The organism is Salipiger sp. PrR003 (assembly GCF_010500785.1).
Taxonomy (GTDB): domain Bacteria; phylum Pseudomonadota; class Alphaproteobacteria; order Rhodobacterales; family Rhodobacteraceae; genus Salipiger; species Salipiger pacificus_A.
In genome coordinates this window covers 1-22,360 of record NZ_JAAGOV010000047.1, presented here as the reverse complement: position 1 = coordinate 22,360, position 22,360 = coordinate 1, and the positions used below count along the sequence as shown (strand labels likewise).

General features: G+C 61.7%; 17 protein-coding genes, 1 tRNA gene and 2 pseudogenes. 8 read left to right on the top strand and 12 right to left on the bottom strand.

Annotation, left to right across the window (positions count from 1 at the left end; translation table 11 throughout):
• Positions 1 to 39: 39 nt before the first annotated feature.
• The 5 genes and pseudogenes from G0D83_RS17440 to G0D83_RS17420 all read left to right on the top strand — a co-directional run.
• Positions 40 to 1,782 carry an Ldh family oxidoreductase gene (locus tag G0D83_RS17440; protein WP_370457257.1) on the top strand — a complete coding sequence of 581 codons (1,743 nt, stop codon included), beginning with the start codon at positions 40 to 42 and terminating at the stop codon, positions 1,780 to 1,782.
• 38 nt (positions 1,783 to 1,820) lie between these two features.
• On the top strand, positions 1,821 to 2,810 hold the full coding sequence (locus G0D83_RS17435; protein ID WP_164196058.1) for a sialic acid TRAP transporter substrate-binding protein SiaP: 990 nt from the start codon (positions 1,821 to 1,823) through the stop codon (positions 2,808 to 2,810).
• Positions 2,811 to 2,875: 65 nt separating this feature from the next.
• Positions 2,876 to 3,484: a TRAP transporter small permease gene (locus tag G0D83_RS17430; protein ID WP_235940086.1), complete on the top strand. Its 609-nt coding sequence runs from the start codon at positions 2,876 to 2,878 to the stop codon at positions 3,482 to 3,484.
• A gap of 9 nt (positions 3,485 to 3,493) precedes the next feature.
• Positions 3,494 to 4,771 carry a TRAP transporter large permease gene (locus G0D83_RS17425; RefSeq protein WP_164196057.1) on the top strand — a complete coding sequence of 426 codons (1,278 nt, stop codon included), beginning with the start codon at positions 3,494 to 3,496 and terminating at the stop codon, positions 4,769 to 4,771.
• Between the two features lie 167 nt (positions 4,772 to 4,938).
• Positions 4,939 to 5,052: pseudogene (locus G0D83_RS17420) on the top strand (transposase); the annotation flags it as partial.
• Positions 5,053 to 5,336: 284 nt separating this feature from the next.
• Here G0D83_RS17420 and G0D83_RS17415 read toward each other — a convergent pair.
• Positions 5,337 to 5,458 (bottom strand) — tRNA-Val (locus G0D83_RS17415).
• 181 nt (positions 5,459 to 5,639) lie between these two features.
• Between G0D83_RS17415 and G0D83_RS17410 the strand changes: the two genes are divergently transcribed.
• Positions 5,640 to 5,810, top strand: a complete 171-nt coding sequence (locus G0D83_RS17410) for a hypothetical protein (protein ID WP_164196056.1) — start codon at positions 5,640 to 5,642, stop codon at positions 5,808 to 5,810.
• 488 nt (positions 5,811 to 6,298) lie between these two features.
• Here G0D83_RS17410 and G0D83_RS17405 read toward each other — a convergent pair whose 3' ends face one another.
• Positions 6,299 to 7,735 (bottom strand): glycosyltransferase family 2 protein, encoded by a 1,437-nt coding sequence (locus G0D83_RS17405; RefSeq protein ID WP_164196055.1) that lies wholly within the window; start codon positions 7,733 to 7,735, stop codon positions 6,299 to 6,301.
• Positions 7,736 to 9,072: 1,337 nt separating this feature from the next.
• Here G0D83_RS17405 and G0D83_RS17400 point away from each other — a divergent pair.
• Entirely contained in the window at positions 9,073 to 9,525 is a 453-nt protein-coding gene (locus G0D83_RS17400) for an NUDIX hydrolase (RefSeq protein WP_164196054.1), read from the top strand.
• 330 nt (positions 9,526 to 9,855) lie between these two features.
• Positions 9,856 to 10,203 carry a hypothetical protein gene (locus G0D83_RS17395; RefSeq protein WP_203595618.1) on the top strand — a complete coding sequence of 116 codons (348 nt, stop codon included), beginning with the start codon at positions 9,856 to 9,858 and terminating at the stop codon, positions 10,201 to 10,203.
• 207 nt (positions 10,204 to 10,410) lie between these two features.
• Here the strand turns inward: G0D83_RS17395 and G0D83_RS17390 are convergent, their stop codons facing one another.
• From G0D83_RS17390 to G0D83_RS17345, 10 genes and pseudogenes are all read right to left on the bottom strand, one after another.
• Positions 10,411 to 11,277: a hypothetical protein gene (locus G0D83_RS17390; protein WP_164196053.1), complete on the bottom strand. Its 867-nt coding sequence runs from the start codon at positions 11,275 to 11,277 to the stop codon at positions 10,411 to 10,413.
• A gap of 218 nt (positions 11,278 to 11,495) precedes the next feature.
• The gene (locus G0D83_RS17385) at positions 11,496 to 12,329 is read right to left on the bottom strand and encodes a HEPN domain-containing protein (RefSeq protein WP_164196052.1); all 834 of its coding nucleotides are present in this window, start codon (positions 12,327 to 12,329) and stop codon (positions 11,496 to 11,498) included.
• Positions 12,330 to 12,366: 37 nt separating this feature from the next.
• Positions 12,367 to 13,233, bottom strand: coding sequence for a hypothetical protein (locus G0D83_RS17380; protein WP_164196050.1), 867 nt, complete (start codon positions 13,231 to 13,233; stop codon positions 12,367 to 12,369).
• Between the two features lie 201 nt (positions 13,234 to 13,434).
• Positions 13,435 to 13,617 (bottom strand): hypothetical protein, encoded by a 183-nt coding sequence (locus G0D83_RS17375; protein WP_164196049.1) that lies wholly within the window; start codon positions 13,615 to 13,617, stop codon positions 13,435 to 13,437.
• Between the two features lie 125 nt (positions 13,618 to 13,742).
• Complete coding sequence (locus tag G0D83_RS17370; protein ID WP_235958123.1) at positions 13,743 to 14,111, bottom strand: hypothetical protein; 369 nt, start codon at positions 14,109 to 14,111, stop codon at positions 13,743 to 13,745.
• Between the two features lie 81 nt (positions 14,112 to 14,192).
• Complete coding sequence (locus G0D83_RS17365) at positions 14,193 to 14,483, bottom strand: DUF6527 family protein (protein ID WP_164196046.1); 291 nt, start codon at positions 14,481 to 14,483, stop codon at positions 14,193 to 14,195.
• Positions 14,480 to 15,283, bottom strand: coding sequence for an N-acetylmuramoyl-L-alanine amidase (locus tag G0D83_RS17360; protein ID WP_164196044.1), 804 nt, complete (start codon positions 15,281 to 15,283; stop codon positions 14,480 to 14,482). The genes G0D83_RS17365 and G0D83_RS17360 overlap by 4 nt, the downstream gene beginning before the upstream one ends.
• Positions 15,284 to 15,636: 353 nt before the next feature.
• Complete coding sequence (locus G0D83_RS17355; protein WP_108968689.1) at positions 15,637 to 15,918, bottom strand: hypothetical protein; 282 nt, start codon at positions 15,916 to 15,918, stop codon at positions 15,637 to 15,639.
• Between the two features lie 78 nt (positions 15,919 to 15,996).
• A complete protein-coding gene (locus G0D83_RS17350; protein WP_164196042.1) occupies positions 15,997 to 16,530 on the bottom strand; it encodes a DUF4376 domain-containing protein in 534 nt (177 codons plus the stop codon).
• Position 16,531: 1 nt separating this feature from the next.
• Positions 16,532 to 22,360: pseudogene (locus G0D83_RS17345) on the bottom strand (hypothetical protein); the annotation flags it as partial.

Sequence of the window (22,360 nt, the reverse complement as noted above, 5' to 3'; positions counted from 1 at the left end):
ATACCATATACCGTTTGGTCATGTTGAGGAGGCATTACCGTGGATGGACCGACCCTGCGTGACGGCGCGCCGAAGCTCTCCGACCGAGCCCGCGAGGCGATCCGGGAGCAGATCATCTCTGGCGATCTGCCCATGGGCTCTGCGCTGCGGGAATCCGAGCTGGCTGCGAGTCTCGGCATGTCGAAGATCCCCCTGCGCGAGGCGCTTGTGCAGCTCGAATGCGAGGGAATGATCACCACCAGGCCCAACCGCAGCCCGCGCGTCTTCGAAATGTCGCAGGAGGACATCGGCAGTCTCGGCGAGTTGCGCGAAATGCTCGAAACCGAGGCGCTGCGGCTCGCCATTGCCCGCCGCGCCCTGCCGCTCGCCACCCGCCTGCGCGAGATCACCGCGCAAATGGCCGAGGCGCTCTCCACCCGCGACGCACGCAGTTACAAGCTGCTCGACAACGCCTTCCACCACGCGATTTTTGCCGAATGCGGCAACGTCTACCTGGAAAAGACGCATCACATGCTGTCCTTCCGCATCCAGGCGCTGCGCAACAAGCTGAGCCGCGAGCATGAGCTGAACGAACGCTCCCTGGCGGAGCACCAGCAGCTTGCCGCGCTGGTCGCCGACGGCGACACCGAGGCGGCCGAGACCCTGATGCGCAGCCATATCCGGGACACCACGCAGAACTACCTGGCGCAGGACAGTGCCGCGAGCGCCGCGCCGCGCCCGCCCGAGCGGGTGATGCAGGCCGAAATGGAACGCTTCGCCGACGCCGCGCTGGCCGCAGCCGGCTGCGATGATCGAACCCGGACGGCGGTCATCAGGGCGCTCAGCCATGCCTCGTCGCTTGGGGTCGACACCCATGGATACAGGCTGCTGCCGCATTACCTCGATGGTTTCACAAAAGGCCGACTGAACCCCGCACCAGAGCTGCGTTTCGTCCGCGAAAGCGCCGGCGCCGCGCTGCTCGACGGCGGCGATGCGCATGGCGCGCGGGCCACCTATGCGGCCGTCGACAAGGCGGTCGAACTGGCCCGCGCCAGCGGCTCGGGCGCGGTGGCGATCCGGGCCAGTTCCCACTTCGGTGCGGCGGGGGCCTACGCGCGCGCTATCGCCGAAGAGGGGCTCCTTGGCTTCTGCTTTTGCAACTCCGACAGCTTTGTTCGCCTGCACGGCGGGGCCGAGAAATTCCACGGTACCAACCCGATCTCGATGGCCGGTCCCGCCGGGATTGGCGAGGAGCCCTGGCTCTTCGACATGGCGACAAGCGCCATCCCCTTCAACAAGGTGCAACTCAGCCGCGCGCTCGGCATCGAGTTGCCCCAAGACACGGCCTCGAACGGGCTTGGCGAGAACGTCACCGACCCCGAGCGCGCCGAGATGCTCGCACCGCTCGGCGGCGAGTTCGGCTACAAGGGCGCGGGGCTGGCGGGGATCTCCGAAATCCTCAGCACCGCGCTCTCGGGTGCCCCGCTCAGCTTCGAGCTGCCGGGCATGATCTCCGACGACATGTCCACCCCGCGCGGGCTGGGCGCCTTCGTCATGGCCTTTGACCCGGCGGCCTTTGCCGGGCTCGAGGTCTTCACCGCCACGCTCCGCCGCTACCGGACCGCCATTCGCCGCTCAAGCACCGCGCAGGGCGCCGAAGTCATGGCGGCGGGGGACAGGGAATGGGCGGAAGGCAGGCGCCGCGCGGTGCAGGGCATGACGCTCGATCAGACGGCTGTCGAGGCGCTGGCGCGCTTCGCAGAGGAGAAAGGCATCCCGCCATTGGAGGTGGTGGGCGGCTGAAAAGACCACGGTTTTGGGAATTTAGGGAGGAGAACCAAATGACCCGGATTACGAAGACACTGGCATTCCTAACAACGGCGGCGGCCGCTTTGGGAGCGGCGTTGCCCGCGTCGGCGCAGGCCGAGCGGGTGCTCAAGTTCGCGCATGTCTACGAGACCGCCGAGCCCTATCACACCTGCGCGGTGGCGGCGAATGACGCGCTGACGGAGGCCACCGACAACCGGCTCGGCATCGAGGTCTTCCCGGCCTCGACGCTGGGCAAGGAGTCGGACATCAACGAGGGGCTCAGCCTCGGCACTGTCGACATCATTTACACCGGCCAGCTTTTTGCCGGGCGCTACTACGGCCCGCTCGCCATCGGCGGCGCGCCCTTCATGTTCCGCGACTACGCGCATTGGGATGCCTACCGCACGTCCGATCTCTTCGACGAGCTGACCCAGGGCTACGCCGATGCCACCGGCAACCACGTGACTTCGCTTACCTACTACGGACAGCGTCACGTGACCTCGAACAAGCCGATCCTGACCCCGGCAGACATGAAGGGGCTGAAGATCCGCGTGCCGAACGCGCCGCTCTACATGATGTTCCCGAAAGCCACCGGGGCCAACCCCACGCCGATCGCCTTTGCCGAGGTCTATCTCGCGCTGCAGCAGGGCACCGTCGACGCGCAGGAGAACCCGCTGCCGACGATCCAGGCCAAGAAGTTCTACGAGGTGCAGTCCGACATCAACCTCACCGGCCACATCACCGACGCGCTGCTGACCATCGTCGGCGGCCCGACCTGGACGAGCCTCTCGGAAGAGGACCAGGCGGCGCTCGAGCAGGTGCTGGACGACACCGCGACCTGCGCAACCGAGCAGGTGATCGAGGCCGAGAACAACCTCAAGCAGTGGTTCGTCGACGAAGGGGTGACGGTCAACGAGGTGGATCGCGGCCCGTTCATCGAGGCGGTGAAGGCGGTGCACAACGGCGACATGGCGACCTGGGATCAGGAGACCTATGACCGCCTGCAGGCCATCGGCCAGTAATCCGTCGCGCCGGGGGCGGCCGTCGCGCCGCCCCCGGCCCACCGACCCTCAGACTAGGCGCCCCCATGCATGACGACACCGACCCGGGCAAGACGCGCCCGATGTCCGGCCCCGAAACCGGCCCCGAGGATTTCACCCTGCACCTCGCCGAAGAGGACGCGCAGGAGATCGACCTTTCCGACATCCGCTGGCAGGACGCGCTTGTGCTGGCCCTGTTCTGGGTGCTGGCCGGCGTGGTCTTCCTGCAGTTCTTCACCCGCTACGTGCTGAACGACTCGCTGGGCTGGACCGAGGAGATCGCCCGCTACCTGCTGATCGCCGTGACCTTCGCCGGATCGGTGATGGCGGCGCGCAAGCACAGCCACATCGCGGTGGAGTTCCTCTACCGCTGGGTGCCCCGCCCGCTGCGCCGGCTGATGCAGGGCGTGATCGACCTCATCACCACCGGTTTCTTTGCGACGCTCGCCTGGCTCTCGGGCCAGCTGGCCACCCGCACCGGGGGCATGATGGTCTCGATCGACGTGCCCAAATCCTATGTCTACTGGTTTGTCGCGCTCTGCTTCGCGGGCATGGCGATCCATTCCGCGATCAACGGCGTGCGGCACCTGACCAGTGGCACCAGCCGGCTCATCGATCCCGAAGCCCACGCGGATGAAACCCGCGCCATCGACTAGGACCCGGACATGACAATCGCACTTCTCTTCGTCCTGCTCTTCGTGCTGATCCTCATCGGCGTGCCGGTGGCCATCGCGCTGGCGGGGGCCTCGCTCGCGTTCATCCTGTCGGGCACCGTGCCGCCGATGGTGGTGGCACATCGCATGGTGAACGGCGTCGACAGCTTCCCGCTGCTCGCCGTGCCCTTCTTCATCCTCGCCGGCAACCTGATGAACACCGCCGGGATCACCGAGCGGATCTTCAACTTCGCGCTGTCGCTCGTGGGCTGGATGCGCGGCGGGCTCGGCCATGTGAACGTCGGCGCCTCGGTGATCTTCGCGGGCATGTCCGGCGCGGCGGTGGCCGACGCCGGCGGGCTTGGCGCGATCGAGATCAAGGCGATGCGCGATGCGGGCTACAAGACCGACTTCGCCGTCGGCATCACCGCGGCCTCGTCGACCATCGGCCCGATCATCCCACCCTCGCTGCCGATGGTGATCTACGGCGTGGTCGCCAGCGCCTCGATCGGCCAGCTTTTCGCCGCGGGCTTCATTCCAGGGCTGGTCATGGCCGTGGCGCTGATGCTCATGGTGGCCTATTTCGCCCGCCGCGACGGCTTCAAGCGTGACCAGCCCTTCGCGATCCGCATCCTCGCCATCAGCTTCAAGCGCGCCTTCCTGTCGCTGCTGACGCCGGTGATCATCGTCGGCGGTATCCTCACCGGAGCCTTCACCCCGACCGAGGCCGCGGTGGCCGCCTGCGCCTACGCGATCTTCCTCGGGGCCGTGGTCTACCGCACGCTGACCCTGCGCCGCCTGATCCGGGTCAGCTACGACACGATCGAGACCACCTCGGTGGTGCTGCTGGTGGTGGGCGCCGCGTCGATCTTCGCGTGGATCCTCACCTCGAACCGGGTTCCGGAAATGGCCGCGACCCTGCTTCTGGGGGCGTCGGACAACCCGTGGGTGATCCTGCTTCTGATCAACCTCGTGCTGCTGATCGTCGGCTGCTTCATGGAGACCGTGGCGGCGATCACCATCCTCGTGCCGGTGCTTCTGCCGGTGGCGGTTCAGCTTGGTGTCGATCCGGTGCACTTCGGGGTGATCATGGTGCTGAACCTCATGCTCGGGCTGCTGACGCCGCCTGTGGGCATGGTGCTTTACGTGCTGAGCCGGGTCGCCAACATCCCCTTCGAGCGCGCGCTCGCGGGGACGGCGCCCTTCCTGATCCCGCTGGTTCTGGTGCTGCTTCTGGTGACCTTCGTGCCGGGCGTTACCATGTGGCTGCCGACCCTGATCTACCGCTGATCCCGGCAGCACGACGGCGAGGGTCGGTCTGGACGAAACGGCTCGGAGGCCGGGCGGCATGTCCGCGCCTCCGGGGACGTCGCGATCTGTGCGGCAGCCCTGGTCCGGCCGATCTTCGCGGCGCGAGGCTCCCAGTTCCGAGCTCGTGCCAATACACAGCGCTTCGACCGGGCAGGCCTGCGGCGTCTTACGATGCGACCATACAATTCTGCCTGTCGATCAAGATCCTGATCAACCTGCCGCTTCGCCAGGTCTCTGGCATGGCGGCGAGCCTGCTGAAATAGATCCCGGAGGCAGACCCAATCGGCACAGAGAACGCGGACGGCGCACGACGAACGCGACAATCGTCGTCAACTCCGTTGTCCGAAGCCCCGAGCTGTTCAGCGGCATCCAGCCTGTTCAGGAAATGCTCGGCCACCTGTCTGAGTGCATGTCGAAGCATCACGCTAAACGCGCGGAGGTTGAGTCAATGAACCGCGAAACAGTGCTGCTGCTACCAGATTTCGGAAACCAGCTTCCCGAAATTGCGAAGCATAAGACGGCGAGGTCGCTAAGTGATTGAAAATGGTGGGTGATGAGGGACTCGAACCCCCGACATCTTCGGTGTAAACGAAGCGGGGGCTCGCCAAGCTATTGATGTTTGGTCGAAGACACTCTTCTTAAAGAGCCTTTTTCACCCACTTACCCAAGTAAATCAGGTTCACGCAGGTTCATCGAACCAGAACGCACTTCGTAAAAATATTTGTCTTAGCTTTGTCCGTGCGATGCGAGGCAGGAAGCCATACTCAACTTGCCTTCGTGCATCCCCGACCCCACATCAATACTATCCGCACGGTATTTTCCATGCGGTGATATGGAGGACCCCACCATGGGTTCCGACACCAAGCCGAGCGTCAACCTTGCTCGCCAAGCAGATGACGATCTCCGCAAAAAGTACGCCCAAGAGAAAGAGGACCAAGCGGCCGGTGAGGCCGATCCGTCTCGTAAGCAAATGAGCGACCCTCCCGTCGAACATCCCGATACTGCGGAAAAGAACTGACCCGCCGCGGGGAGAGCGTGCCGCGGTGGGAGAATGAAGGCGGAAGCTCTTAGGCCCGCGTTGGTCAAGCATCACATAACTGGGCGCACCGGCTTGATCGCTTAGAACTTGCCGATCATTGGGGCGCGGTTTCGCGCCCTTTTTCTTTTCTAGCATGCACTAGCTGAGCCCCATTTCCACTGACCTAGTCACGAAGGATCGCTAAGTCGAAGCTGGTCCATTCCGTGCTCGACGACAGGTTTAGGCGTTGTTTTCGCCCCGGGGTTCAAGCACTGGCGAGCTTACCGAAGCCCCAAATTTCCTCTTAATATCGATAGCCATATGGCCCACTTGCTAGGCGAGCCGGTCCATATGGTATAAACGGCTCATACCGTATGTGGACCACGATTTCCGGCGCGGGTCTCGCTCGCCGGGGGCGGATGTGCGCAGTAAGCGGACCTGCCGCCACTGAGCTCATTATCCGAAAGCTGCCGTTCAGTAGGAGCGCATCAGCTGAAAGCTTGACTATCGAACAGCTTCAGCGCGGGGCCGCGACATGCATATCGACGCATAACCAAGGCGCTGGCAGAGTGGCTTGGCAGATCGGAGAGGACCCTCAGGGCAAGGCTAAGGCTTTGGTCCACGTTCCAACCGCTCTTCCTCAAACGGCCCACCATTTTCAGGAAACGTCTCTTGCTGGGACGCCAGTTGGCCGCAGTTGCTCCCGAGGCCGCTATCAGGAGTGTGTCTGCATCCGAGGCCTGAAGCTTCGCCAGCGCGGGCGGTGACAATGCCGCGATATCGAGCGCCAAGGCGACTGTGCGGCGTGACGCGGGCGGGCCTTTTGGTGTTTCGGAGCCGCTCACAAGGATATAGTCGGCTGCGGTTTTATCGTCGGAGCAGTAGGTCTTCAGCTTGGCCGGAGCCAGCAGGTCGGACACGCCCCGTAGTAGTGCGAGGTCAAGAGTTGGGAACTGATCAGCCTCGGCTTGAAGCTGCCTCATGCGATCGGCCTTACGGGCGACGAGTTCCTCCAGCGGCAGCGACGTGCCATCCGAGTAGCGCCGAGGGCGTTTAAGGCGCAGATCTGTGGAAGAGGTCCTTTCGCGCCAATCGCTGCTGCATTCGGTCTGCGCATAGCTGGTCGCGATCGCGGCTAACTGCTCGCTAGTCGCAACGCGATCTCCAGCCTGATACTGCTCGTGAAGCATGCGCCATTGACCAGCGGTCCCAGCGCTCGCTTTTTCGCCTTTGTGCTTACGGCGCTCCAGTTCTGCGGCCCAGGACAGCACGCCCTTCGCCATGATCTGCTCGGAGTTGCGGACCGGAATGTGAAAGATGACCGGCGTATCCAGTTTGGGCGCGCTGATCCGCTTCCTATCCCGGTGCGCCTTGTGATTACCCTGCGCGATACGAAGGTCGGGATAGTGTCTGCCGCCAAGACGTATGAGGACCTTGTAACTACTCGGAAGATCTCGATTTCTGACAAGACCGAAACGGTCTAGTAGCTCGCCCTCGGAAGCTGCCTGAGGATCAGGAATCAGGGTCTTCCAGGGCAGGCGGTAGCCACGCCCGACACGCAGTTTCCGGAAGCGTTTTAGGAAATCATGCCGGTCATCGACCCCGATGAACTCATCGGCATCGAGAAAGGCCACGATATCCGGCCGCGCTAGCTTGCTCAAGCGGTGCAACGCATCGGTAACAAACGTGCCTTGGCGTTGCGCCGGGTCCGCAATATCCCGAACTAAGACGTTCCCCAACTCATTGCTCAACTGGCTCAGAATGCGGCGCGTCGCGTCGGTCGATGCGTGGTCCAGAATGAGCATGAAATCGAAGAAGCGCGTGTTGTGTCGCACGAAGGGTTCGATAATGTCTTGTTCGTTGCGAACCATACAAACGCATGCACTGGAAACCAAAGGGCGCTTCAAAAAGATTGGGAAGTGCATTCTGCGTTTTCGTTAAAGTTTCACCACTTAGCCGCGAGATGAACTATCGTAGACATCTGCGACTGCCAAGAAAAAAAACGCCCCGCACTACTGGCCTCAGCCCTTTGCAGGAAGTGGTGAGCGGAAGACCCAAGCATGTTCGATGTGCAATCACGGTTCCGAGCCTAACTTCCCTTAAGTTCAGGAATAACCTTTTCTAAGGGTGCAACAAGAAGACGATGGCAAAGAGGGCTTTCCCGCCCGCCTCGGCGATGCGGCGAACGACCACTTCCCGCCTTGCCTTTGCGACTTCTCGCGACCGCAGAACAAATCGGTCTAGTGTGGGGAACGAAAGGAAAGTCCCGCCGCCCTGCCGTGCCATTCGCTCGCAGTGAAGGTCCGCTTTTCTGCAACGTGCATCTCCGCGCGAAAGGCAAGTTCGGGCTGACGGCGGCCATGCGGGCGGAGTCCAGCAAACTCGCTTCGCTCTATGGATGAGGGGCCGGCAGGGCAGTTCATGCGAAAGTGCCTAGTCTGGCGCTTCATCCTGTCGAAATAGAGATGAGCACGACTGCGAGGCCGATCAGCGCAAGTCCCCACACTGCCAAGGCGGTTATCGTTATCACCCACAACCGCCTCGCCCTTCGCTCTAGGTCTGGCATGCTGGCCATTCTCCTTGTTGGTCCGCATCCCACAACGACACTTCACCCACGGAAGGCTGGGAAACCACACTTCACCCACGCGGCACTCGGAGGAAACTGGGCGTTTGGAAGTCGTTCATGCCCAACTCTTCTTCGGCGCGCTGCCGAAGATACGCTCTCGCTTTCGGGGTCAGGCCGTACCGAGTGATGTAGTCCAGTAGGACCTCGCTCAGGGACATCGTATCAGGCATCCGGCTTCCTCCGTTTGTCTTTTCCCAGCGTATCCCCAGAGGGTAAACCAATGGTTAACGATCAGGAGAAAGAGCAAGACTTCGCAAGGGAGAGCGAAGAGGGTCCGCATGTCCGAAAAAGCGCCTAGAGCGAAGGGGGAAGTTCGGCATGCGGGCAGTCGAGCAACCCTAGTCCAGCAAACCGGCGAGGTCGGCTTCCAAGGCGCAGGAAGCGATCTTGCCCGGTGGAGCCGGAGCGCCTCACTTCATAGGCGCGCCAGGCCCACTCCGGCCATTGCGAACACGGATCGGCGCCGCTGTGCGGAATCAACAGACTTGCCGTTAGGACATCGCGCAGCATTCTCGAAGTGCGAAGGGGGAGTCAGCGGGACAAACTTGCCATTCATCAATAAATGCGTGTCTATCCAAGTCAGCCCTCCCCCTTTCCTAGGGACGGCTCCGCCTAGTCTAGCCCAAAGGAGTCAGCATGCCAGCGGACATGAGCAACATGGAGCTTGGTCCGGTCCGGCCAGTCGTCGCGACAATCGCTACAGTGTTCAGAGATGACCACGTGCTGCTGGTGCGACGCGCCAACCCGCCGGATGTAGGCAAGTGGGGCTTTCCTGGAGGGAAAGTAAACCTCGGCGAATGCCTTCAAGATGCCGCGATCCGAGAACTTTATGAGGAAACTGGCATACGCGCGACAGCGCAGCGAGTTTTTACGGCAGTGGACGCTTTCGATCATGATGAGGAGGGAGCGGTTCGCCATCACTACGTCCTTGTGGCCGTCCTATGCGCTTGGACATCTGGTGAGCCGATTGCAGGTGATGATGCCTTGGAGGCTCGTTGGTTTCCACTAAATGCGCTGGAGGAAGAGGATCCTGCACTCAGCCTTGACGTAGCAAAAGTCGCTCGGCAGGGCGCTGAAATCGCACCATGAGCCTAACTCCGGCAGCGACTAAATGACCGCTTGCGGGGATCGGAGCGGCCATGCGGCAGCAGCGCACCTGCGGCAGGCTGCGGCTGCCAGGACCTACGCGTCCGGCCCACAGCCGACTTTCGCTTGGAGGGGGGGCATGGCTTGTCCCGCCCCCGTTGCAGCCATTCGGAAACGTTTTTCTCTGGTCCTGCACGACCCAAGGAATTTGGAGGTGAGGACGACGCTGGTGCCGAGATGCGCACTGGGGAGCAGCAGATAGACACTTGATTTATTAGAGCCGGAAGGCATTGTTGAGATTCTAAAATGCATCCAATTTTTTAGGGGTTTAAGATGAACTATTTTCAATCAGCGTTAGGCATTGCTCTGGTTCTGTGCACTTCAACCATAGCGCTTGCAGAAAGGGTCCTTGTACCAAGTGATCCTAAGGCGACGTACGACATTGAGGTCATGGATGTTGGACAGGGGAGATCCGCTCTCGTTGTTGTTGGAAAAAGGGTTGGTCCCAGCGGAACCTCATTCACTGCGAGGGAAGTCAATTGTGTTAACGCGACGTTCAGATACATGGGAGAGGGCGACACGTTCGATGAGATGAAAGCGAACATCAACGACCGAGCGTCAATGGCGCCGCTCGTAGAGGGGAGCATTTCATACTACATCGTTCAGGCTGCTTGCAACTAAGTCGCGATGGCCTCGATGGCCTGTAAGGCGCCCTACGGCCCTATCCGGACATTCGCCGGGTTGGCTATTGCCGCGGTGCAGCTGCCCCAAACCGGCCATCGGTGGCATCGTGCAGCATGGCCTGGCAGGGCAAGAGCCCGCAATGCAGGACAGAGTAGACGCTCGTCTTCTCTAGCATTTACTTTTAGAAGCTTTGTGGCGAAATTTTCAAAAATCGAGGTGAGAGGCACATTTCAACCAGAGCGGTATTCCGGATAAGTCCACTTTGGACATAAATCTGCTTCCATAGCGCCGCTCATCAATAACACTCAAAACCTTCAGCGTGCAAAGCGCCTGATTTGTTGCCAACATAGGCAATTCAGAGAACTGGCTGCGCCATTCCTCAATAAATGAGGAAATCAAATCTTTTCCAGGGTCTACCGTCAGCGACCAGTCGTTTTCGTTGAGTGGTCTCATGTGAGCCCCAACTGACTGTGCTGCTGGATGAGCGTAACCACAAAGGACCATATACATCTCGTAAATTTTTGGTGCGTAGGGCTCCAAGCTTTTGACATACACATGGGTTTGCTCGGCTCGATGACTTTCAGCAGTTGCGTCACCTTTCTTCAGCTTTCTGGCATGGGTAAAGTGGATCAATGAGTCTTCCAAATCAGTAGAAGTGACAAAAGTTGTCGACCCCCCTCTAAGCATTCTACTAATGGCAGAGCTGTTTTCAGCTATCGTAAGCGGCACCGGATTTAGGGAATGGACTGCGTCTCCGGAAAACTCTGTGAGCGCGCGCACTGATGACATAAACGACAAAAAGTTACTGTCCTCAAAGGAATGTGATATTGCTCTTACCCAGTTAACTGTTCTGATGATCGAGGTTGCGCTCGCAAAGTGAGCCCGGTCCAAAATTTCTCTCCAGTATTGAATTCCAGCTCGATCCATATCTTTCTGTGCCACTTCCAGAAATTCACTTTCGCTCCAAAAATTATAAACAATGTCCCTGCCTCTAAATTCGTCAACAAGCGCAGAAATATTATTCACTATTGTTTGGTTCGGGTCACCGAAGATACGCGCTATGTTTTTCATCGAGGGGCTCCAGTGTTTTGCGTTGTTAAACACATTGTAAGAATATCGGAGAGGGGTACAGGCCTCGAAGCGGACTTGCGGCGGCGTAGCGTGCTGGACGCCCAGGCGAGTGGGTCTGCCGGGCAGAGAAGGCTCTGAGCGGACATCTTGCACCTAACCGCGATGCTGCGTTCGCAGCCCGCATTGCCGCCATTCACGGCAAGACCAAGCTGCTACAGTCATGGCACCAAATCTGCTTCCAATGGTAGCGAACGTGTTTCAATGCACTTAGTAATCAGAGCATTCAATAGGTTGGCTGAATCGGTGGATGCGACTTGCAAATCCCCCTTCAACTTGGCGCCGTGGACCGCCTTAGATCGCACATCATATAGCTTTTTCACTTTATGATAGGTTTCTTTCCTCTCGAGTTCATTGTCAGGGTGAAGAAATCGCGCCATGTACAAGCTGATCCTGAAGCGTATTTCTGAACTGACTTCAAAAATTCCCTCAATTCCAGCCCAAATCATAGCTAATTTTATTCGTGGGTTAGGGTGCCAATGGTAAGTTGAGAGGCATTGCACCGCCGTTTGGAAACGGTCGTCTTCAAGCAACGTACGAGCAGAAGAGAAGTGTCTTGATATCCAAGCGGTGTCACTGTCGGTAAGGGTGTAGGGTACAGATTCATTGAAGCCGCTCATATAGCGGTGGATCGCCCGGAGACTGCTGCGCGAAGATATGTCCATGGCGGAGTTGCTTGACTGGATATTAAATCCGATCTCCGTATGGAAGATGGCAGATAACAATAATGCATCCCAGCTTGAGTTCCACGCTTTTGCAGCAGTGACACGGGGCGAAGGTGCGCTTATGTGAAACTGAGAACTAATGCGCGGAATGAATGCCAGTACAACTGCAATGTCATCTGGTTGGGCGCAAGCTGAAATTGCGGTATTGAAGTCAATGTGCGAGGTGTCGGCAGGTTGAAGCAGCAAGCCCTCCTCAAGCTGAATTTCGGAGCGAACACTTATCCCGTTCAGCAAAATAAATGTTTCACTGTTCTCCGCGATCACTTGCATCTCAATAGCCCCCGAACCAAACCTAGTCAGGCCAGGTTTACTCTAGTCTTTGTAGTTCTTTGCTGATTTTCATCGCGTACGCGATTTCTGGCAATAGCCTCTCTGATCGCCCCGCGCTAATGGTTTCGACCAAGGTCCTGAGCGCTGCTTGACCGGCAACTGCTCCCGCAGGCACAAGGCCACCGGCAACGTACGCCGCACCAATAGCCGGAACCCCGTCTTTCCAAAAGGAGTAGCCGGCTCGGCGCAACTGACGGGCTGCCAAAGAAGAAACCCGCTCTTCAATGAGTGTTGCTTTCGGGGCCAAACTAAATGCTGTTTCGCTTTCAGCCCATCGCATTACGTCAATGTAATCGCCACACTTCAGGCCATCGTATGCTTGCTGGGCCAGCTTTGAGGCCACTTCAAGGTAGCTGTGCCGCTCTTCCTTGAGCTTTTCTTTTATTTCCTCAATCTCCTCATCCGCGACCAGATCGAATGCGACATTGGGCAACATGACTTCCAACCCTACAGCCGCCAGACAAAGAATGGCGGTTTGCGCGTTCAATCCGTTGTCTCTAAGGTGGGCTTTATGAACCATTTTCGACGCCGAAAGCACGAACTCTCGCTTTGGCACAACGATACCCGACATCGCGCCGGTCTCAGAATCTGCAGGTTTCTCCCAAGACCCCTCTTTCAGATAGACTAAGGCGGGTATTTCGAGCGCTTTGGGGTTCCCCTGGTAGAGGCCAAGCGCTTCCTGCTTCACCCATTCGTTGTTGAGATAGAAGACAGCAGGCGTCGCAACGTCAGCGACAAATCGCATGCAGCTTAGAAAGGATCGGTTTGGAGGAGCGGTGTTCTCTCCAATATCCAATGCTGCGCGATAAAACACTATTCTTTTCCGATCATCGAAAGTTACCAACGTGGAGTTCTTGGCGGCTACTATCGTATGCAGTACGTCTGCTTTAGCCAAGGGTACTTAATCGGCTCATGCTCGCAGCGAAAGTCCGGAATCCGCCCCTTTGTGCGCCCGACAGGCCATCATGTTGCGCTAGGCACACCCGGCAGCTTTGGGCTTACAGCGGCCACGCGGCCCGCGTTCAGAAAACCCGGGCCCGGTGGATCACCCGACGCGCCGCCGGACCTCTTCCAAAGCCTCGGCCAAGCTCGGCGAATAGCCCTGCCCCACGGGTGCGACCTGGACGATCCACATCCAGTTCAATACTGGATCGCTGATGTGGGTCAGGTAGACACGGCCAACCGGCTGGCGATCTTTGCAGACCGTCCAATCGTCAATGAGCGCCATGCCCGCGATTATTGTTTTCTTCCGCGTCCACATGAGCCGCAGATTAGAATGAGAACAAAACGAGATCAAGACACGAGAGCCCGGCACGCCGGCCGGGCTCTTGTCAACCAGTAGACGGGCGCCCCTCACGCGGGGATCTGCACCCCGACCCGATCCATGGCCTCGCGGTAATAGCGCAGCGCGAGGCGATCGAGCACGCCGTCGCCAGGCACCAACCGCGCGATCGCATCCGGCACGGACTGTTGCGCATGGTAAATCGCATGCGCCTTGATCACCTCGAATCCGGCGTCCGGACCTTCGAGCAGCGACGCCTCGACACCCGACTTGATCGCCGAATGCAACGCCTCACGCGCCGCCGCCTCGATCCTGATGCCGGTGAAGGCCTCGAAGGCCGCCGCGCCGCGGTTGATGAGGAGCATGAGCGCGATGCCGAGCAGCCCGGCGATCGCCTGCACCAGCTCCGGGCTGGAAAGGAGAGCTTTGAAGAAGTCCATCTTGGATACCTTTCGGAAGGCGGCAGAGCGCCGCAGAGAGGACCAGCGCCAGACGCCAGTCGGTGATTGGGAGAAAGGGCATCAGCAGGCGCGCCAGACGCCCGCCTGAAGCCAGCCGTGCCAGTGGCCTTGCCAATTGACCGAGGGCGCGAGCTCGGCTGCAGCGGTCGAGCCATTCCAGCACCAGCTCGGGCCTTGCTTCGGCTTGAAGCCGTTGCCGATCTTCAGCACCGGCTTGTCGCCACAGCCGCAAGGGCAGAAGAAGAGGAAGCTCTGGTCGCCCTGCTCTTCTGGCCCGCTGATCCAGAATGACCCCGGCACCCGGTCTTGCAGGAACGCGTTGCGGTCGCGGTAGTGGACGGCGCGGGTCATGCGGCCCACCCGGTCGGTGCCCACGCGCTGTCCTCGACCTTGAAGCCCGGGCAGAGCTTGTTCGCAAATTCGTTGTGCCCGGCGATCCGGCGGATTTGCGTGGCGTTGCAGGCCTTTCCGATCACGCCCCGCATCGCGGCGAGTGTCTCGGCGGTGTAGAAATCCTCGGCCGCGCCCATGTGCGTCACGGTCTTCACCGGGACCATCGAATAGCCTAGAGAGCCCGCGTTGTGGCCGATGACATGCGCGCCGATCTCGGACCAGGCGCGGCCTTCGATGACCTCACCATCTGGGAAGATCAGCCCGTGATAGCCGATGTCGCGCCAGCCGTTGGCGAGGTGCCAGCTCCGCACTTCCTCGAACATCTGCCGGTTGGACTTCCCCCTCCACCAGGTCTCCGAGGTGGCCGTGGTATGCAGCGCGAACAGGCTGACCAGGTAGCCGGCGCCTCCTTGCAGCAACTGCCTCTCGTGCGAGACCCAGCCGCCCCAGCCAGGCGACACCGTGACATCCTCGACAATCGCACCTGCACGCGGCATCCCATCGGCCTCGACCAAGGCGCGCAGCCCGCGGTCAAGTTCTGGCGTCCAGACGCGGCTGACCGGTCCCGCCGAGAGATAGCCGAGGTTGATGATCGCCTGATGCATCTGCCCGACCGCATCACCCCAGCGGCCCTCGTGCGCCGCCAGCAGCGCGAGCATTCCTGCCTCGGTGCGCGGCCCCCAGAGGCCGTCTTCAGGCCCGGCCGAGAAGCCGAGCGCATTCGCCCCCGCCTGGAGGGCGCGGATTTCCTGTCTCATTGCGATTTCCCATGAAAAAGCCCCGCGCAACGGCGGGGCGTGACAATGCTGAGTTCAGCGTTTAGTCGAGTCGCGAGCGCGGCGCTGACCCCCTTCTTCATCCCCAAATCTCGGGAGGGTTCAGGTCTCGGAATTTCAATCTCTAGCGGGATTATCTGGCCAGACGAGGCCGGGCGCCGCGCTCACTTTCCTCCAACTCAGGAACGCGTCAAATTCGCTGTTCCACCTCGGGAACGCGGCGAGGCTCGTCGCGGTATGTCTAAGGGCGCGGCGGTTCTTGCCAAGAAGTCGTATCCGAGGCCATCCATTTCAGGCGACCACAAGATCGTCCTCGTATGGATGAGCTGCCGCGCTCACCTCCCCTGTTGAGATATCCGATCGAGCTTGCTGTCGATCTTCAACAGCGTCGCCTGGATGCTGCGCAGGTCCGACGCCTGCCCCGCCTGGGTCAGCTCGGCCGCCCTCAAGCGCGCGTCGAGTCCGCGCGAGCCTTCCTCAAGCCTTGCGATCGACATCGCCTGGCTCTCTTGTGTGTTCGTCAGCGTCACATAACCCGCCGTCACGGTGACCATCATCGCAAGGATCGACAGGATATTGCCGGTGCTGACGGTGCTGTCGAACTTGATGTTGGGCATTGTCTTCCTTCCCATGAAAAAGCCCGCCGGCGGCGGGGTCATTGCAGGCTGGCCTGCAGGTCGAGTGAGCTGAGCCGGTTACGCTGGCCAGAGCGCGTCGTCGGTGATGTCGCTCGGCGGCTCCGGCAGGTCTTTCAGCGCGCGGGCCGCGAAGATGTGCGCCTGCTTGTGCGCCATTGCGGCTTGGCCAAAGGAGAGCATCGTCTGCGCATCCATTGGCACAAGCGTGTTGTCCTGCGCGATCCACGCGAAATCGCTGCCCCCGCCGTGCCAGCGAAGGTCACCCGCTTGCGCCCCGTCGGTGATCGCCGCGAGCGCGCTGGTCGCCGCGCCGGCCATGTTCTCGCGATCCTCGGGGCGGGTCTGATAGACCACCCCGTCAAAGGTAAAGCCGCCGTTGATGCGCCGGTCACGTTCGGCTGTAACGTCTTCTGGAGCCGCCGGCAGTTCGACCGCCTCCAGTTCCAACGTGGAGAGGTTGACCCGCCATGTGGTGAGGTCGCCAATGTCGTCCGATATTTCGACGTAGGGTCCGGGCGGGCCGGGGTTGCCCTCCCGAATGTTGGCGGTGAACGTCGGCGCCCCGGTGCCCTCATCGTAGTAAAGGCGCATGTCAGTCTCCCATCTTGAAGAATTGGTAGCTAATCGTGCGGTTGACGTAGGGCGTTGTCATCACGACCGGGGTCTTGTTCGAGACGAACGAGACGAGACGGTCTTGAGCCGGGTGGATCGCACCAGCGCCGTTGATCGAGACGTTGCCCATGTCTATGGCGGTGCTCGTTGAAGTCAGTATCCAGAAGCCCGCACCGAGGTTCGGGAAGGGGCCGTGGCTGCTCATCGTCCCGTAGGCCGTGGGCTCGAGCGGGATGACGTCCGCCCGGCTGCGCACGGAAGCGAGAGCCGAGTAGCGCACGACCCCGGAGCCACCGGCGCCGCCATTGCCGTTGCTGCTCGTGCCGCCTGCGCCTCCGCCACCAATGGTGATGACGATCTTGGGCGCCGCGTAGGAGCTGATGTTGAAATCGTTGATCGTGATGAAGTCGCCGGCTAGGCCGCGATCGCCGCCACGGCTACCGCCGCCACCGCCGCCACCACCGGAGCCGAGGCTACCCGGCGCGCCGTTGTTGTCGGGGAAGTCGCCATCCCGGCCGCCGGCAGCGAAGGCCGAGGCCTCGCCCCAGTTGCCGTCCTTGCTGCTGCGGCGGTTTGCGACTTCCGCACCGCCTGCCGCGGTCCACGTCTTCTTGAGCGTGGTGCCGTCGTAGAGCTTGACCGTGGTGGCGCCGCCGGCCTTGCCGGTCGCGGCAGAGCCAGCCGTCATGTAGTAATCCGATCCACCCGATGCACCGCCAGAGCCGCCGCCCTGGATCTCGAGGTTGAGCGCCGTGGAGCCTGCAGTCAGGTTGATGGTCTGCGAGGTCGTGACCATGGTCGGAGGGACGGCCTGCGTCAGGTCGCGGAAGTGCTTGGCGTTGACCAACTGCAGGCCACCGCTCTTGGTCGCCTGGATGTATTCGGGATAGCCCTGCGCGTTTTGCGCGCGCCCAGCCAGCAGGCCGAAACCAATCGTGCCATCATCGTTGGTGCGTCCGAGGTAGATACCGTCGTTGCCATAGTCGAGGGCCGAAGCCTTGCCCATGGCAAATCCGGCGGTGGCCTCGTCCAGCTCGAGCAACTCGGTGACCTCGAGGAAGCGAGCATTCATTTTGTCCGCGCCGATGGCAAGCGCTGAGAGCGACCCGGTTTTGACCGTTGCCCCGTCGATGAACGTCGCGCCGCCAGGACCATAGGGGGTCATCTCGGTGGCGTTGTCGGGTATTTCGCAGAGCATCGGCTTGTGGATGAACAGGTAACTGCTCGTGCTTGAGAGTGTCCCGAGCTTGCGAATGTGGATCCGCGCGTAACAGGCATTCGTCGGCGCGGTCCCTCGAACAACGTAGCGCGGCCACTTGTCCGGGTTGCTGCTATCACTGGATGCAGTGGCGATCCCCGAGGGGCCAGCATAGCCAATGGTATTGCCCGCTTCGTCGATCCACTGGATGCGAAGCTGACCGGTGCAGCGGTGCGTTGAGCAATAAAGCGTCGCTTCGTAGCGCTTACCTGGCGTCACAGGAGCCCCAAGCCCACCATCCCCGTCCGCAGTATAAGCAGGGTCAGACGAAAAATCGGTGTAGCCGTCCGTGGCCGTCCCGTCTTGGCGCATCATCAAAGTGGGATAGCGGAGGCCAGCAAAAGACTGCCCAGGCGGGCGTATCGCAAAGTTGGTTTGTGCCCCGACGTTGCCATTCGCGTAGGCTCGCCAATCGTTGAGCCCCGCCCAGAAGCCAGTATTCGTGAGCAGGTTTCCCCCGAAGCCGACCGCCAGCTTTCGCGTGGTGAGCGTGCCATCAGCGATGACGTCATCACCCTTAAGCACAACAGCCGAGCCGCTCGAACCATCCGGGTCGTCATAGCTAGTCAGCCGCAGTTCAGCGACTTCGGTGTTGCCAGCACTGGTGACCGCAGCCGTGATGCCAGTGCTGGCCCGCACCTTGCCATCGAGCGTAGCCAGCGTTTGGGTGTCCTGAGTCACGGTGGCAGCCGTGTCGAGGTTCTGCAGGTCCTGCGGCGTGGCCGCCCGGATTTGAAGGTAATGCAGCTTGAAGTGCTTGCGATCGACCGGCCCGAGCCCGTTCCCATCGTATTGAACCATGAACCACATATCGTGGCTCGTGAAGCCGCCGGGGAAGCTGGCGGGCCGCTTGAGGATAGCCGAGGCGTGCGTGGGCACACCGGCCTTCAGAGGGCCATTAATCATGTCTTCGAGCCTGACCACTGCCCGGCTCTCGCCGCTGCTGTGGTTCCAGTCGAGCAGCACCCCGGCGCCACTAATGCCAGCGCCACCAATGTAGGTGAACAGGGCCTCCACCACGTAGGCTTCTTCGTTCTGCGGCCCGACCCACCCCATGGAAGTCTGCATCCGAACGCCGACGTTAGCCGTCAGGTCGGTGTAGTTGTAGTTGAGCGATTTACCGACGGGAAAGATTTCATTGTCGCCTGGCGTGTAGGTCGGACCATTGGAGAAATCGAGCCACATCGACCCCGCATCTCCGTAGGTGTCGAAGTAGGCGTCTGCGAGACACCCTACCCCCTGCCCTGTGATGCGCGCGGCGGTCTGCGAGTAGGTCGCTGCCGCCACCGCCGAGTCGTCCGCAGCTCCCTTGCTAAGGGCCGCTTGGCTTGCGGAGTTCGAGGCATAACCGGCCTGTGTGGTAGCGGTCTGCGCCGAGGAGGACGCGGCCCCCGCGAAGCTGCCGGCTTGGTCCTTGCTGGTGCTGGCGTTCGCCGCGCTCGTATTGGCCGCCATAGCGGCCTCCGAGGCATTCTCCTCCTCGGTCACGTCGTGGCACTGGAAGTCATAGACCCGGATTGTGCCGCCGTCGGTCAGATCAAAGCCGGGGGCGAACTTCACGTAGCTGGTTTGCGTGACCTCGATGACGTCCTCGAACACGGCCCACGCTTGCCCGGCGGGGAAATTGAACGAACCCACCGTCTGCAACGGGTTGCCCGCTTCGTCTTCCCCCCGAAGCGTAAACCGCGAGACTGCCCCGGTGTCGATCGTCCGAACCGTGGCCTTGAAGCGATATTTGCGGCCGACCGGGTTGCCGACATACCAAGGCGCAACCGCTGCGCCGTCGGAGAGATCAAGGCTGCGGTCGATTACGGGCACGCCACCGGGGCGCCCGTCCACCACGGTCGCGCGGTTGTTCCAAAACTCCGGCTGAGCGCCCACCGGCACGTCATTCACATCCGGTTGCACCACCAGATTGCGCGTGCTCGCCGCCCGCTGCGTGATCGATGCAAGTCGGCTGAACTCGGACGCGCTGTTGGCCGCGCCGACTGCGTCTGCCTTGGCCGTTGCCGCCTGCCCCGCGTAGGTCGAAGCCTGACCGGCGCTGGTATTGGCATTGAATGCGCTGGTGCCCGCAGCACTGGCCGCCTGCGACGCCCCGCTCTCGGAGGCTGCAGCATTGCTTTCGCTCTCGGCTGCTGCTGCGGCGGCGTCTTGCGCCTCTTTCTGCGCGGTCACGTCCTCGACCTCGAAGCTCAGCACCTCGACGTCGCCCGTGCCGGTATAGGCCGAGGGCCAATAGGCAAAGCCGAGCATCAATGGGGTGAGGCCGTTCTGATCGGTGATCTCGTATTCAAACGTCTCGACCGTGTTCGCGGCTGCGAAGATGCAGTCTTTCGTCCAAGCTGTAGTCGTGCTGCTGAAGTCGCCGTTGATGCGACGGAACTGCAGGCGCAGAGCCGCATTTGTCTGGTCTCCCAGTGCCCCCACATAGCGCGCCCGAAGCGTCATGCGGAACGTCTTGCCCGGCGCGTTGCGCAGGTAGAACTTCGGCACCAGGTGCGAGTTGCTCGCCAACGGGAGGCTTCTGTAGATCACCCGGCCTTCCGGCGTGTCGCGGAACGCGTCGGTCTTGTCGGGCTTCGCCTTGGGATCACCGGCAATCGCGTCCGACCAGAATTTGCCGTCGAGCGCGAAGTCAGACGGGTGCACGTAGAGCCCGGCGGTGCTGGCCACCAGCTCTTCGGAGGAGGCGGCCGCCGCCGCTGCCCCTTCGGCATCCCGCTTTGCGGCCGCAGCCTGCTGCTCGTATGTGGAGGCGTTGCTTGCGGAGGTAGAGGCGGCGTTCTTGGCCGCTGTCGCCGCGCTCGCCTGCTCCACGGCTTTGTCAGCACTCGATTCCGCCGCGCTGGCCGAGGAAGACGCAGCATCGGCTTTTTCACCTGCACGAGCTTCGGACAGCGCCGCATCCGCCTTGGAAGCCGCTGCGCTGTTCCTGGCAAGCACCGCCGCGTCACGCGCCGTCTGGGCGTCCTGCGCCGCCTTCTGCGCGGCGTCATAATCGACTGTGAGGCTCGCCACCGCCGCGTCCAGCTCATCCGACACCGCGTCTGCCGCCTGATGCGCGTCTTCCGCGTCCTGAAGTGCCTGGTTGGCGACGGTCGACGCCTCGTCGAGCTGGTCTGTGAGCGCTGTATCGAGATCGTCTCTGACAAGCCGCACGTCGTCGGTCGTCACGTCCATCCAGCTCGTCCAGCATCGTTGATCGGACGCGCCTGTCACAAAGCTTGCCCTGACCTGATAGGCGATATTGGGCACAAGACCATCGGAGATCAGCACGCTGCCCTCGGAGGCCTCGGCGAAGAGCCCGCGCTGCACCAGTGCGCCCGTCGCTGCAATGCGCAGCTGCCAGGTCACCCGAAGCGACTTGTTGGGCGGGACAGCCCAGCTCAGCAGGATGCCGGGACGCCGGCCCCTGCCTGCCGCATCGGGGATCTCGAAGGCCACAGCATTGGCCGAGATCAGCGGCGGCGCCGGCGGCGCCATGGTGGCCGTGACCACACCCGCAGAGACCCAGCCGCGCGTCTTCCCATCCGCCCCGACCGCGCTCACCTCGACGCGGTAGCTCTCACCCTCCTCGAGCGCGCTCGTCAGCAGGGTGTATTCGCCCGCGGCGACCTTTTCCCCGTAAACCCATGCGGCCTCGGCCTCGGCGTCGGACCACCGCAGCTGCAGGGTCATCCCCTCGGCCGCCGAACCAGTCACGAAAGGCGCGAGCTGCACCGCGATGCGCGGGCGCACCGACAGATCGGGCAGCACAATCTGGGTGAGGCTCGAAGAATAGGCCGAGATCACCACCGGCGCCGGTGGCAGACCTGCGGTGGCCGGATCGCGCGGCTCGGTGATCACCGGGCTGTAGGGCGGGATTGCCCCGCTGTCCGCGTCGAGGACGGCGGGCACCGCGTCCACCAACTGCAGCTCGGCGCTCTCATCCGGCTTTGGCCGCACGCTGGTGACAATGAGGTCCACGCTTTCCTGCGTCAGCTCTTCGACGATCACCAGGTCACCGACCGCAATGTCGCCCGCCGCCACATTGGTGGCCGGCGTCCAGACGCGCGTCTGGGGATCGACCGGGGAAAACGCGGTGAAGCTCTGATTGCCGCCGACGTTCCGGACCAGCATGCGGAAGCCGGCTTGCTCCATGTCGAAGACATCGTCGAGCGTGAGGCTGTCGACGAACCCGTCGCCGCCCACGGTGATTGCCTTGATGCGCCCCTGCCCCACGCCGATCAGCGGCACGTCGTGCACGAAGCGCACCTTGTCGCCGCGCGTGACGCGCAGGTGCTCCCAGCCGACCTGCAGCGTGTAGGTGGCCGGGCGGTTCAGCGCGGTTGCGAGATGGTACCGACCGAGCCGGTAGACGTTGCCCTCGTCTTCGTCCTCGGCGGTCACCACCACGCCGGGCAGATCGAGCGTTTCGAGCTCACTTGCTGTCTTTCGGGTGAAGCCATCGGCGAGGACGAGGATCTCGTCCTCCTGCCACTCGAGGCGCTCGGAGCGCGCCTTCACCCGGAAGCCGTGAATCTTGCGCGGGAAGCGGTGCTCGGCCTT

What these genes read in the sequence shown, in the direction of transcription:
- G0D83_RS17435 (WP_164196058.1), top strand. Translation starts at nt 1,821, where the DNA reads ATGACCCGGATTACGAAGACACTGGCATTCCTAACAACGGCGGCGGCC.
- G0D83_RS17410 (WP_164196056.1), top strand. Translation starts at nt 5,640, where the DNA reads ATGGGTTCCGACACCAAGCCGAGCGTCAACCTTGCTCGCCAAGCAGAT.
- G0D83_RS17360 (WP_164196044.1), bottom strand. Translation starts at nt 15,283, where the DNA reads ATGAGACAGGAAATCCGCGCCCTCCAGGCGGGGGCGAATGCGCTCGGC.
- G0D83_RS17375 (WP_164196049.1), bottom strand. Translation starts at nt 13,617, where the DNA reads ATGGCGCTCATTGACGATTGGACGGTCTGCAAAGATCGCCAGCCGGTT.
- G0D83_RS17370 (WP_235958123.1), bottom strand. Translation starts at nt 14,111, where the DNA reads ATGGACTTCTTCAAAGCTCTCCTTTCCAGCCCGGAGCTGGTGCAGGCG.
- G0D83_RS17405 (WP_164196055.1), bottom strand. Translation starts at nt 7,735, where the DNA reads ATGCACTTCCCAATCTTTTTGAAGCGCCCTTTGGTTTCCAGTGCATGC.
- G0D83_RS17350 (WP_164196042.1), bottom strand. Translation starts at nt 16,530, where the DNA reads ATGCGCCTTTACTACGATGAGGGCACCGGGGCGCCGACGTTCACCGCC.
- G0D83_RS17355 (WP_108968689.1), bottom strand. Translation starts at nt 15,918, where the DNA reads ATGCCCAACATCAAGTTCGACAGCACCGTCAGCACCGGCAATATCCTG.
- G0D83_RS17430 (WP_235940086.1), top strand. Translation starts at nt 2,876, where the DNA reads ATGCATGACGACACCGACCCGGGCAAGACGCGCCCGATGTCCGGCCCC.
- G0D83_RS17365 (WP_164196046.1), bottom strand. Translation starts at nt 14,483, where the DNA reads ATGACCCGCGCCGTCCACTACCGCGACCGCAACGCGTTCCTGCAAGAC.
- G0D83_RS17395 (WP_203595618.1), top strand. Translation starts at nt 9,856, where the DNA reads ATGAACTATTTTCAATCAGCGTTAGGCATTGCTCTGGTTCTGTGCACT.
- G0D83_RS17400 (WP_164196054.1), top strand. Translation starts at nt 9,073, where the DNA reads ATGCCAGCGGACATGAGCAACATGGAGCTTGGTCCGGTCCGGCCAGTC.
- G0D83_RS17385 (WP_164196052.1), bottom strand. Translation starts at nt 12,329, where the DNA reads ATGCAAGTGATCGCGGAGAACAGTGAAACATTTATTTTGCTGAACGGG.
- G0D83_RS17390 (WP_164196053.1), bottom strand. Translation starts at nt 11,277, where the DNA reads ATGAAAAACATAGCGCGTATCTTCGGTGACCCGAACCAAACAATAGTG.
- G0D83_RS17425 (WP_164196057.1), top strand. Translation starts at nt 3,494, where the DNA reads ATGACAATCGCACTTCTCTTCGTCCTGCTCTTCGTGCTGATCCTCATC.